This is a genomic window from Streptomyces sp. NPDC127129 (assembly GCF_042671585.1).
Taxonomy (GTDB): Bacteria; Actinomycetota; Actinomycetes; order Streptomycetales; family Streptomycetaceae; genus Streptomyces.
On the sequence record NZ_JBHXTV010000021.1, the window covers coordinates 52401 to 63876 of the forward strand.

General features: G+C 71.9%; 12 protein-coding genes. 7 read left to right on the forward strand and 5 right to left on the reverse strand.

Features of this window, described 5'->3' with window-relative positions:
* Positions 1–231 precede the first annotated feature (231 nt).
* Positions 232–1848, forward strand: a complete 1617-nt coding sequence (locus tag ACFVGW_RS31935) for a serine/threonine-protein kinase (protein ID WP_385854388.1) — start codon at positions 232–234, stop codon at positions 1846–1848.
* Here ACFVGW_RS31935 and ACFVGW_RS31940 read toward each other — a convergent pair.
* Positions 1832–2638 (reverse strand): SGNH/GDSL hydrolase family protein, encoded by an 807-nt coding sequence (locus ACFVGW_RS31940; protein WP_385854389.1) that lies wholly within the window; start codon positions 2636–2638, stop codon positions 1832–1834. The genes ACFVGW_RS31935 and ACFVGW_RS31940 overlap by 17 nt on opposite strands.
* Before the next feature lie 608 nt (positions 2639–3246).
* Here ACFVGW_RS31940 and ACFVGW_RS31945 point away from each other — a divergent pair.
* From ACFVGW_RS31945 to ACFVGW_RS31960, 4 genes are all read left to right on the forward strand, one after another.
* The gene (locus ACFVGW_RS31945; protein ID WP_383312206.1) at positions 3247–4074 is read left to right on the forward strand and encodes a glycosyltransferase family 2 protein; all 828 of its coding nucleotides are present in this window, start codon (positions 3247–3249) and stop codon (positions 4072–4074) included.
* A gap of 11 nt (positions 4075–4085) precedes the next feature.
* Positions 4086–5117, forward strand: a complete 1032-nt coding sequence (locus ACFVGW_RS31950) for a glycosyltransferase family 2 protein (protein WP_385854390.1) — start codon at positions 4086–4088, stop codon at positions 5115–5117.
* A 20-nt stretch (positions 5118–5137) separates the two neighbouring features.
* A complete protein-coding gene (locus ACFVGW_RS31955) occupies positions 5138–5911 on the forward strand; it encodes a polysaccharide deacetylase family protein (protein WP_385854447.1) in 774 nt (257 codons plus the stop codon).
* Positions 5912–5993: 82 nt separating this feature from the next.
* Positions 5994–7178, forward strand: a complete 1185-nt coding sequence (locus ACFVGW_RS31960) for a DUF5925 domain-containing protein (RefSeq protein WP_385854391.1) — start codon at positions 5994–5996, stop codon at positions 7176–7178.
* A gap of 28 nt (positions 7179–7206) precedes the next feature.
* Here the strand turns inward: ACFVGW_RS31960 and ACFVGW_RS31965 are convergent, their stop codons facing one another.
* Positions 7207–7581 carry a GntR family transcriptional regulator gene (locus tag ACFVGW_RS31965; protein ID WP_352189921.1) on the reverse strand — a complete coding sequence of 125 codons (375 nt, stop codon included), beginning with the start codon at positions 7579–7581 and terminating at the stop codon, positions 7207–7209.
* A 73-nt stretch (positions 7582–7654) separates the two neighbouring features.
* On the opposite strand from ACFVGW_RS31965, the gene ACFVGW_RS31970 reads away from it, so the two are divergent.
* Both ACFVGW_RS31970 and ACFVGW_RS31975 read left to right on the forward strand, forming a co-directional pair.
* The gene (locus tag ACFVGW_RS31970) at positions 7655–8575 is read left to right on the forward strand and encodes a GNAT family N-acetyltransferase (protein ID WP_385854392.1); all 921 of its coding nucleotides are present in this window, start codon (positions 7655–7657) and stop codon (positions 8573–8575) included.
* On the forward strand, positions 8556–9047 hold the full coding sequence (locus tag ACFVGW_RS31975; protein ID WP_352189923.1) for a DUF402 domain-containing protein: 492 nt from the start codon (positions 8556–8558) through the stop codon (positions 9045–9047). Before ACFVGW_RS31970 ends, ACFVGW_RS31975 begins: the two co-directional genes overlap by 20 nt.
* Here ACFVGW_RS31975 and ACFVGW_RS31980 read toward each other — a convergent pair.
* From ACFVGW_RS31980 to ACFVGW_RS31990, 3 genes are all read right to left on the reverse strand, one after another.
* Positions 9034–9450: a DUF6299 family protein gene (locus ACFVGW_RS31980; protein ID WP_383226258.1), complete on the reverse strand. Its 417-nt coding sequence runs from the start codon at positions 9448–9450 to the stop codon at positions 9034–9036. The two genes, ACFVGW_RS31975 and ACFVGW_RS31980, sit on opposite strands and share 14 nt — an antisense overlap.
* Positions 9451–9524: 74 nt before the next feature.
* On the reverse strand, positions 9525–9983 hold the full coding sequence (locus ACFVGW_RS31985; protein WP_385854393.1) for a GNAT family N-acetyltransferase: 459 nt from the start codon (positions 9981–9983) through the stop codon (positions 9525–9527).
* Positions 9980–11476, reverse strand: a complete 1497-nt coding sequence (locus tag ACFVGW_RS31990; RefSeq protein WP_385854394.1) for a tripartite tricarboxylate transporter permease — start codon at positions 11474–11476, stop codon at positions 9980–9982. Before ACFVGW_RS31990 ends, ACFVGW_RS31985 begins: the two co-directional genes overlap by 4 nt.

The window sequence follows — 11476 nt, forward strand, 5'->3', positions numbered from 1 at the left end:
GGGGTTGACGATTACTGTCCGAATCCATCTGATTCCAGGGCGAGTTGGACAGCGCTCGAACACCTGCCGAACCGCCACGAACCATCCTGCACTCAAGGGTGTCACGGGGGTGATCTGACGGTGTGTGATCTCCACCACCAAGATCACCCCACACTTTCCCCGTGGTGTTCGAAGTACCCGGCCGAGGGGCAGGAATGCACCACCGGGGCCGTCGACGGATGGGGACACGCCATGACCGTGATCGCGGGGCGGTACCGGCTCCTGGACGTCCTGGGACAGGGCGGCATGGGCACCGTCTGGCGCGCCAGGGACGAGGTCCTCGGCCGTGACGTGGCGGTGAAGGAGGTCCGCGCCCCGGCCGGCCTCACCGGGGACGACGAGCGCCGGCTGTACGCCCGCCTGGAGCGGGAGGCCTGGGCGGCCGCCCGGATCTCGCACCGCAACGTGGTGACGGTCTACGACGTGGCCACCGAGGACGGCCGCCCCTGGATCGTGATGGAGCTGATCCCCGGGCTCACCCTGTCCGAGGTCCTGGACGCGGAGGGCCCGATGCCCCCGCGCCGCGCCGCGCTCATCGGCGCCGAGGTGCTGGCGGCCCTGGGGGCGGCGCACGAGGCGGGCGTGCTGCACCGGGACGTGAAGCCGGGCAACGTCCTGCTGGGCAACGACGGCCGGGTCGTGCTGACCGACTTCGGCATCGCGGCGGTGCAGGGGACGTCTCCCCTCACGATGACGGGAGAGCTGATCGGCTCGCCCGAATTCCTGGCTCCCGAGCGGGCGTTGGGCCGGACCCCCGGCCCCGCCTCGGACCTGTGGTCGCTCGGCGTCCTGCTCTACGCGGCGGTGGAGGGCCACTCGCCGTTCCGTCAGGACACTCCGCTGAGCACGCTGCGCGCCGTGGTGGACGAGGAGCTGCCGCCGCCGCGCCGGGCCGGGGAGCTCGCGCCGGTGATCGAGGGCCTGTTGCGCAAGGATCCTCGCGAGCGCCTTGGAGCCGCCGACGCGGAACGGCAGTTGCGCATCGTCGGAGCGGGCGGCAGCGCCGGGCCTGCGGCGTCGGGCGCGGGGCTCGCGGCGGCGGGGCCGGGACCTGCGCGGCCGGCACCCTCGGAGCCGTACGAGCAGGACCGTCGGGGCGTGACCGGGGACCGCACACCGCCGCTGCCCCTGCCCGTTCCGCCGCCCGCCCCGGACCCGGGGCCCCCGGACCGCTCCGGACGGGCCGTCGCCGTCCTCGCGGCGGGGATCATCCTTCTCCTGCTGGCCGTCGGCGGGCTCACGTACGCGCTGCTGCGGAACCAGGGGGACCGCGACCCCGGGCCCGGCGGAGGGCCGACGAGCAGCGCCCCGGCGACGAGTCCACCGCCGACGGGGACGCCCTCGACCGAGCCCCCCGGCACCACACCCGCCCCGACCCGCACGACGGCCACGCCGACCACCGCACCACCCGCCGCGACGGTCCTGGTCCATGTGCGGGCCGTACGCGACAGCTACAGCGGCTCCTGCCCGCCGTCCGAGGAGCGGGCGCCCGCCTTCGCCGCGACGCTCACGGTGAGCCGCACGCCGGCCTCGGTGGAGTACCGCTGGGTCACGGAGAGCGGCGAGAGTTCGGCGGAGGCGGGCTGGCGCCGGCTGGAGTTCCCGTCCGGCGGACCGGCGGAACGGAGTGTCGAGCACACGGAGCTGACGCACCGGGAGAACGACACCCGCCAGGACCGGATCCGGATGGAGGTGCGCTCCCCGGCCGAGAAGAGCTCGGACTGGGTGGCGTTCTCGGTGACCTGTGAGCAGGCGACCCCGACGGGCGGGGTCACCTACCCGGGGGACAGCCCTACGCCACAGCCCTGAAGCTGGGCAGGTAGCCCCCGGACTGACCGGAGGCGGTGGGGTGGTACGACTCCCCGATGTTGAGCCAGTTGACGCTGTGCAGCCATGCCGAGCCGGAGCAGATCTCGTGTCCGGTGAAGGCGGGGACGACACTCGCGAAGGTGTAGCCGTGGTCGGCCGCGCGCTTGGCGGTGGCCGCGTTGAGGATGTCGGACCCTTCGTTGATGGCGCGGCGCTCGTTCTCGCTCAGACCGGCGATGCAACCGCCGCCGATCTTGTAGAAGCGCGGATAGCCGAGGACGACGACCCGGGCGTTCGGAGCCTTGGATCTGATGGCCGAATACACCGCGTCGAGCTTCCCCGGGAGGGTGCTGTCGACGTAGGCCTTGGCTTGATTCACGCGGTTGATACAGGAGGCCTCGGACTGGAGGACACAGGTGGTCATGACGTCCGCGAAGCCGGCGTCGTTGCCTCCGATCGTGATGGAGACCAGGTCGGTGGCGGTGGAGAGGGGTCCGAGCTGTCCGCTCGTCACATCACCCGTTCGGGCTCCCGAGCAAGCGGTGAACGCGAAGGACGAGGGTGAGTTCGCGTTCTTCCAGAGGACGGGGAAGGCCTTGGTGGAGCGCTTGCAGTCGCCGCTGGCGCTGTCGTAGCTCCCGGCGCCGACGCCGGAGGAGTAGGAGTCACCGAGCGCCACGTAGTCGAGAGCTGCGGTTTCGGCTGCCTGCGCGGCACCCGCCCCGGTGAGGGCGAGGACGGCACCGAGCAGGAGCGAGGACGAGAATGCCACGAATCGGGACCTTTTCATGGAACCTCCCTGTAGCAGGATCTCTGCGCTACTAGGTAGTAGCAGCGCGCCGGGTCCGCTGGAAGTGTCCATGCCAAGAAGATTTGGCGAGTAGCCGCCGACGCCCCGTCAGGGACCGTCGAGATCAAGCCATCTGATGGATCTTGCACAGAAATGAATTCGCACAACAATGCGCACGAGTTTCATTCGGCCCCAATAACACCACCAGACAAACGGATTGCGAAAAACAGATCGGGACGGTTCCGTATCTGACCGCCGAAGGGCCTCAATTAGCAGAAAGGGGAGTCACCGATCCAGGACTTGCCATACAGTCCCATTCATCAATACCGTCGTACATCTCACCCGCATCGGACCGACGCGCTCAACGGCTCAGGGGAGGGCTTCAGCGTCGCGAAGGTCCGAAGCGGGGCGCGGTAGGGGGGGCAGTGCTCGGCGTACGCATGTGTGCGCCGGGTCGCGTTGCCGCGCGGTCTGAGATGCCGACTCACCCATGCCGTACGGCGATTGTTCGCTGCGCGGACGGGGTGAGTACCCCCCTTTCGTAACCGGACAGACCACCGGACAGCCCGGGGGCGGGCGGTCCACCGGACGAGAGGGAAACACCACTCATGAGTTCATTCCTGCGCCCGGCCGTCGACCACGAAGCGGTGGACCAGAGCCGAATAGCAGCCCAATACAAGGCGATCACCTCGCATTTGGCGATCACTCCGCCGGTGAGTGTCGTGATCCCCGCGATGAACGAAGCGGAAAACCTTCCGTACGTCTTCAAGTCGCTGCCCGACTGGATCCACGAAGTGGTTCTCGTCGACGGAAACTCCACCGACGACACCGTCCGTGTGGCGCGTGAACTCCGGCCCGACGTCAAGGTCGTCAAACAGGTCGGCAAGGGCAAGGGCGACGCGCTCATCAGCGGCTTCGCCGCCTGCACCGGCGACATCATCGTGATGGTCGACGCGGACGGCTCCGCCGACGGCCAGGAGATCGTCTCCTACGTCTCCGCGCTCGTCGGTGGCGCCGACTTCGCCAAGGGCTCGCGCTTCGCCAACGGCGGCGGCACGGACGACATGACGCCCGTCCGCCGGCTGGGCAACTGGGCCCTCTGCGCCCTGGTCAACCGCAAGTTCGGCGCCCGCTACACCGACCTCTGCTACGGCTACAACGCCTTCTGGCGCCACTGCCTCGACAAGGTCACCCTGGACTGCACCGGCTTCGAGATCGAGACCCTGATCAACATCCGGGTCGTCAAGGCCGGCCTCAAGGTCCAGGAGGTACCGAGCCACGAGTACCTGCGCATCCACGGCGTCAGCAACCTCAACGCCGTGCGGGACGGCATCCGGGTCCTCAAGGTCATCCTCAAGGAGAAGGGCGTCAGACGCGCGGCCCGCCGCCGGCCGAACTCCTTCTCGGTCAACGTCCCCCGGGGTGAGACGTCTTGAGCGGAGACGTCGTGAGCGGAGACGTCGTGACCGACCGTGGGTTCTCCGTCGTGATCTGCGTCTACACGGAGGACCGGTGGGAGGACATCCTCGCCGCGGTCGGCTCCGTACGGGACCAGTCGCATCCGGCCCGGGAGATCCTGCTCGTGGCCGACCACAACGAGCGGCTGCGGGCCCGGCTGACCGCGCGGTTCACGGACGGGGCGGATCGGACGGAGGAGGTGCGGGTGCTCGCCAACGCGGGCCCCCGCGGCCTCTCCTCCGGACGCAACACCGGAATCGCCGCCGCCCGGGGCGAGTTCGTGGCCTTCCTCGACGACGACGCCGTGGCCGAGCGGCACTGGCTGCGGTACTTCGCCGAGGCGTACGACGACCCGCGGGTCATGGCGGTGGGCGGGCGGACCGTGCCCGCCTGGGCGTCGGGCCGCCGGCCCGACTGGTTCCCCGAGGAGTTCGACTGGGTCGTCGGCTGCACGTACCGCGGCCTGCCTCCGGGACGGGCCCGGGTACGCAACGTGCTGGGCGGCAACGCCTCGTTCCGGCGTACGGCCTTCGACGCGGCGGGCGGCTTCGCCACCGGCATCGGGCGGGACGGCGACCGCCGGCCGCTCGGCTGCGAGGAGACCGAGCTCTGCATCCGGCTCTCGCAGGCCCTCCCCGACGCCGTCCTGCTGATCGACGACCGGTCCGTCATCCACCACAAGGTCCCGTCCGCGCGCGAGCGCTTCGGCTACTTCCGCACCCGGACGTACGCCGAGGGACTCTCCAAGGCGCTGGTGTCCCGAAGTGTGGGCGCGAACGCGGGCCTTGAGACGGAGCGGCGGTACACCACCCGGGTGCTGCCGGCCGGTGTCGTCCGCGGGCTGCGCGACGCGCTGCTCGGCCGTCCGGGCGGCGCCGGCCGGGCGGGCGCCATCGTGACGGGCGTGACGACGGCGGCCGTCGGCTACGTACGGGGGGCGCTGCGGGCGCGCGGGGGCGGGGCCACGTTCTCGTCCGGGCCGATCCCGGGCCGCCGGGACGCCCCGGAGGTGGCCGCGTGAACGGAACCGTTCCGATCCTGATGTACCACGCGGTGGACCACGAGCCCGCCGCGGCCACGCGCCGGCTGTCCGTCTCCCCCGAGGCGTTCGCCGCGCAGATGGCGGTCGTCGCCGACCGCGGGCTCACGGCGCTCACCACGGCCGAGCTCGCCGAGGCCTGGCGCTCGGGCCGGAGTCTGCCCGCGCGCCCGGTCCTCATCACCTTCGACGACGGTTACGAGGGGGTGCACCGGCACGCGCTGCCCGTGCTCACCAAGCACGGCTTGGCGTCGACGCTCTTCGTCTCCACGGGCTGGCTCCGGGGCGCGCACGACGAGGGCGGCGCCCCGGACACCATGCTCGGCTGGGACCAGGTGCGCGAACTGGCGGCCGCCGGTACGGAGATCGGCGGCCACACCCACACCCATCCGCAGCTCGACCAGGTCGACGAGCGGCGCCTCTGGTACGAGACGCTGCGCTGCAGGGAGCTCGTCCGGGAGGAACTCGGCCGCGCGCCGATGTCGTTCGCCTACCCGTACGGCTACTCCGACCGCCGTGTACGGCGCACCGTCCGCGCGGCCGGCTACGCCCAGGCGCTCGCGGTCGGCAACGCCACGGCGCGGCGCCGGCAGGGGCCGTACGCGCTGGAGCGGCTGACCGTTCGGCGGTCCACCGGGATCGAGGAGTTCGAACGCCTCCTGGAGGGCCGGGCGATCGCCCGTACCTTCGCCGCCGACCGGGCGCTGACCAAGGGCTACGCGCTGGTACGCCGTACCCGTGCCGCGCTCCGCTCGGCGGGGCGGTACGGGCTCTGAGGATCCGGGGCCGTGGCGGGCCCCGGATCGTCCCGTTCAAAACACCGTGCACGGAATGCCCGGTTGCCGGATCATGGTCGCCATGTCTGCCACGCCAGCCGAGGGTTCCGCGCCGTCCGGGTCCGTGCCGTCCGAGGGTTCCGCGCCGTCCGGGTCGGCGCCGTCCGGCGGTACCGCGCCGTCCGAGCCGCACCGGGCGCTGCCCATCCGGCTCAACGTCGACGACAGCGACTCGCCGTCCGACGTCATCGACGCGCTCTTCCTCGGCCGGTTCGCCACCGGCGAGCAGCCGCACTCGCACAGCACGTCCCTGGACCGGGTGAAGCCCGCCGCGACGCTTCTTCCCGCCGGGGCGACGGTGGTGCGCGCGGCCAAGGACGACGACCGCGCCGCCGTGCTCGCCGAGGGCGAGGGCTGGACGCTGCTGATCTCCCGCTGGAACCGCGGCGCGGACGTCACGGTCACCGCGACCGCCCCCGAGCTGGCGGAGAGGATCCTCAAGGAGGCGACGGACGGGGCGAAGGACGAACCCGAACCGCAGCCCGAGAACGTGACGATGGGCTTCTGGTACGTGTCGCCGCGGCGCGGTCCGCACCGCACGACCCGGCAGATCAGCGCGGGGACCTGGGAGGAGATCCGGCCGAACTACACGGCGCCCGTCGCCGACGCGATGGACCGGCTGATGAAGGTCACCCCGGACGACATCGCGGGCCGGCTGCTGCTGCTCCACGGCCCGCCGGGCACCGGGAAGACCTCGGCGCTGCGCACCCTGGCCCGCTCCTGGCGGGACTGGTGCCAGGTGGACTGCGTCCTGGACCCGGAGCGGCTCTTCAACGACGTCGGCTATCTGATGGACATCGCGATCGGCGAGGACGAGGGCACGGCAAAGGGGCGGTGGCGGCTGCTGCTCCTGGAGGACTGCGACGAGCTGATCCGCGGCGAGGCGAAGCACACGGCGGGGCAGGCGCTGTCCCGGCTGCTGAACCTGACGGACGGGCTGCTCGGCCAGGGCCGGAACGTCCTCGTGGGCGTCACGACCAACGAGGATCTGGAGCGGCTGCACCCGGCGGTGGTCCGCCCCGGCCGCTGCCTGGCGCGGATCGAGGTCGGCGGGCTGACCCGGAGCGAGGCGGTGGGGTGGCTGGGCCGCGAGGAGGGCGTGGGCCGCGAGGGCGCGACGCTGGCGGAGCTGTACGCCCTGCGGCGCGGCACCTCGGCGCCCGGACTCCCCGAGCCCCGCATCCCGGACGCGGGGCTGTACCTGTAGGGCGGGCGCCCGGGCCGGCTCAGCCGGCTCAGTCTCCGTACGCCGCCCGCAGCGCGTCCGCCACCGCCGCCGACGCCGCCTCGTGGGTGAGGCCCAGGCGCCTCGCCTCCCCCGCGTACGTCGCCGCCGCGCCCGCCGCCAGGCGGGCCGCCGCGTCGCCCGCCGCCGCCACGAACGTGCCGTGCCGGCCCCGGGTCTCGATGACGCCGTCCGCCTCCAGCGACTTGTACGCCTTGGCGACCGTGTTGGCCGCGAGGCCCAGCTCCTCCGCCAGGCCGCGTACCGTCGGCAGCTTGTAGCCGACCGGCACCGCGCCGGAGCGGGCGCGCTCCGCGATCTGGGCGCGCAGTTGTTCGTACGGGGCGGTCGACGAGTCCGTGTCCACGGTGATTCGCAATGTCACGGCCCGATTCTCCCCCCGTCCCCGGGGAAAATGGGAGGCGGCCGCGCCACATCGGCACGTACCGTGCGGCACCATGACTGTGATCGTCCGTGACGTACGACCGGAGGACGCCGAGCACTTCGCGCGCGTCCGGCGGGCCGCTCTCCCGTTCATGCTGACGAACGCCGCCCAGGTGGCCTTCGACTGGGCCCACGCCCATCCCGACGCGCGCAGCCGGCCGCTGGTCGCCGAGATCGACGGCGAGATCGTCGGCACCGCCCAGCTCGGCATGGTCCATGACGCGCCGGAGTCCGGCGTCGGCTCGGTCAACATCTACGTCCACCCGGAGAAGCGGGGGCTCGGCGCCGGCACGCTGCTCGTCCGTGCCTCCGAGGAGCACCTCGCGCGGTGCGGGGCGACCTCGGTCTTCAGCTGGGTGCTGGACGGTCCGGAGTTCCGCGGCTTCGCCGAGCGGCGCGGCTACGCCGCCCGCCGCTCCGCGCACTTCCTCCGGCTCGACCTCGGCTCCGCCGAGCTGCCGCCGCTCGCGGAGCCGCCGGCCGGTGTCGAGCTGCGCAGTGCCGCCTCGTTCGCCGCCGACCCCCGTCCGCTGTTCGCCCTCGACGCGCTGACCACCGCCGACGAGGCGGGCGACGTCGGTGCCGAGCTGACGGACTACGAGCACTGGCTGGCGACCACCTGGAACCATCCGCTGTTCGACGCCGAGCTGACCACCGTCGCGGTCGTCGACGGCCGCCCCGCCGCGTTCAGCGCCGCCCAGACCGACGGCCGGGGCCGGTACAACTCGGGGATGACCGGCACCGACCCGGCCTTCCGTGGGCGCGGCCTCGCCAAGCTCGCCAAGAACCACTCCCTGCACCGGGCCCGGGCCGCCGGCTGCACGGAGGCGTTCACCGGGAACGACGCGGGCAACGGGCCGATGCTGGCGATCAACACGTGGTTCGGATACGAGATCTGCGCGACGGAGGTACGTCATGCCCGCACGCTCGGTTGAGGTCGTGCTCGTGAAGGCGGGGCGCACGAAGATCCGCTACCCCGCCGAGGTCCTCTCCGACGACGGCACCCTGCTGTCGGTCCGCGCCCCGTGGGCGGCCGAGGGGGTGCGGGACTTCGGCTTCGTACGGTTCGAGCCGGGTGATGTGTTCGTGGAGCACTACTGGCGCGACCGCTGGTACGCGGTCAAGGAGGTCCGCTCCTCGGAGGGGACGCTCAAGGGCTGGTACTGCGACGTCACCCGGCCCGCCGAGGTCGGGGGCGCGGAGGTCGTGGTCGAGGACCTGGACCTGGATCTGTGGGTGTCGGCGGACGGCAGCGAGGTGCTGCGGCTCGACGAGGACGAGTTCCAGGCGAGCGGCCTGGCCGCCTCCGACCCGGAGGCGGCGGCCCGCGCCGTCGACGCCCTCGACGAGCTCGAACTGCTCGGCCGCGAGGGGCTCGTCCGGCTGCTCGGCGTCAGCCGAGGATGACGTCCGCCTCCTGCACGGCGAGGAAGCCGGGCAGGGGCACGCCCAGCGGTCCCGAGGGCGTGAGCTGCATCAGGGTCGCCCTCACACGGGCCGTGCCGGTCCGGTAGCCGGGCTCCTTCACGACGGCCGTGTTGGACCAGTCGCGCACCTGCCCGTCGCAGACGGCGCGGGTCCCGCCGATCCCGGCGGAACGGTCCGCCTGGACGAGGGTGCTGCTGACGAAGACCGGTCCCGCGCTGTCGTCGAGGCAGCGGTAGGTGCCGGAGACGGTGACCGTGCCGTCGGCGGCGACGGTGCCGTACGCGTCGACGGAGAGGTCGTCGGCGACCGCGTGGGCGGCGCCGCCCGTGGTGGCGACCAGCAGCGAGCCGAGCGCGAGGGCGAGGGCAAGACGGATGCGCATGGGGAATGTCCCTTCGGGGTGGGGGGTGTATCGCCCGCCAGGGATATCGGATCAAGCCCCGAAGTGGCCGAAACTCACCCTATCGGGGGCGAGTTGAGGCGCTTGCGGTAATGAATACGGTCGTACGGTCCGTCCAGGCGGCGCTCGACGACCTCGTAGCCGTACCGCTCGTACAGCTTCTGGTTCTCCCACATCATCGCGTTGGTGAGGAGCCGGACCTCGGGAAGCCCGAGTGCGCAGGCACGGTCCTCCACGAAGGCCAGCAGGCGCCGGCCGAGTCCGCTGCCCTGTGCGTCCGGGTGGACGGCGATGTTGTCGAGATACAGATGGTCGGCCTCGGCCCTGAGGACCACGAGGCCGACCACCGGATCGCCTGCCACGAACACCCTCCCGGCGGCGACGTCCGCCGCGTGATCCGCCTCCATCGGGCCCGGCACGAGGCCGATCCGCTCGATGTAGTGGTGATAGGCCATGTCGGTCACGGCCTTCACCCGGGGGACGTCGGAGCTCGTCGCACGGCGGATCTCTGTCATGCCGACACGCTACGGCGGCGGACGATCACCTTCCTCAGCAGGGGCCACGCCAGGAGGACGGCGATGACGGCGTACACGGTCACCGCGAAGGGCGTGTTCACGAGGCCCGTGAGCGAGCCGTCGCTGATCTGCAGGGCACGGCGGAGCTGCTGTTCGGCTGCCGGACCGAGGATGACGCCGATGACGGCGGGCAGCACGGGAAGTCCGTAGCGCCGCATGCCGAAGCCGATCAGACCGATGATCAGCAGGATGACGAGGTCGAGCGCCTCGCCGCCGACCGCGTACGCGCCGACGGCGGCGAAGAAGAGGATGCCGGCGTAGAGGTAGGGGCGCGGGATGCGGAGCAGCTTGGCCCAGACGGGCGCGAGGGGCAGGTTGAGCGCGAGCAGCAGGACCATGCCGACGAAGAGCGAGGCGATCAGGCCCCAGACCAGGTCGGGTTCGCGCTCGAAGAGCAGCGGTCCCGGCTGGATGCCGTACTGCTGGAACGCGGCGAGCATGACGGCGGCGACGGCGGTCGTGGGCAGGCCCAGCGTCAGCATGGAGACGAGCGTCCCGGCCGCCGAGGCGGACGCGGCGGACTCGGGTCCCGCGACGCCCTCGATGGCGCCCTTGCCGAACTGGTCCCTGTGCTTCGAGAACCGCTTCTCGGTGACGTACGAGAGGAAGGTCGGGATCTCGGCGCCGCCCGCCGGGATCGCGCCGAACGGGAAGCCGATGACGGGCCCGCGCAGCCAGGACTTCCAGGTGCGCCGCACGTCGTCCCTGCCGAGCCACGGCCGGCCGACCGGGATGGCCTCCCCCGCCGTCCGGCGCAGATGCGCGGCGACCCAGAGCGCCTCGCCGATGGCGAAGAGACCGACCGCGACGATCACGACGTCGATGCCGTCGGCGAGCTGGAGCGATCCGAAGGTGAGGCGCTGCTGCCCGGTCATCTGGTCGAGGCCGACCAGGCCGAGGGTGAGACCGATGAGGAGCGAGGCGAGACCGCGGATCCGGGAGGAGCCGAGGACGGAGGTCACGGCGATGAACGCGAGGACCATGATGGCGAAGTAGTCGGGCGCGCCGATGTCGACGGCGAGCGCGGCAACGGTCGGAGCGAGGGCGACGAGCAGGAGCGTACCGATCATGCCGCCGGTGAAGTGGCCCATGGCGGCCGCCGCGAGCGCCTGTGCGCCACGGCCGGCCTTGGCCATGGGGTTGCCCTCCATGGCGGCGACGACGGCCGCGCTCTCGCCGGGGGTGTTGAGCAGGATCGAGGTGGTGGAGCCGCCGAACATCGCTCCGTAGTAGATGCCGGCGAACATGATGAAGGCGCCGGTCGGTTCGAGTCCGTACGTCACCGGGAGCAGCAGGGCCACGGCCATGGCGGGGCCGATGCCGGGCAGGACACCGATGGCCGTGCCGAGGAGCACGCCGATGGCGGCCCACAGCAGGTTCATCGGGGTGAGGGCGGTACCGAATCCGTCGATCAGGGAGTTCAGCGAGTCCAT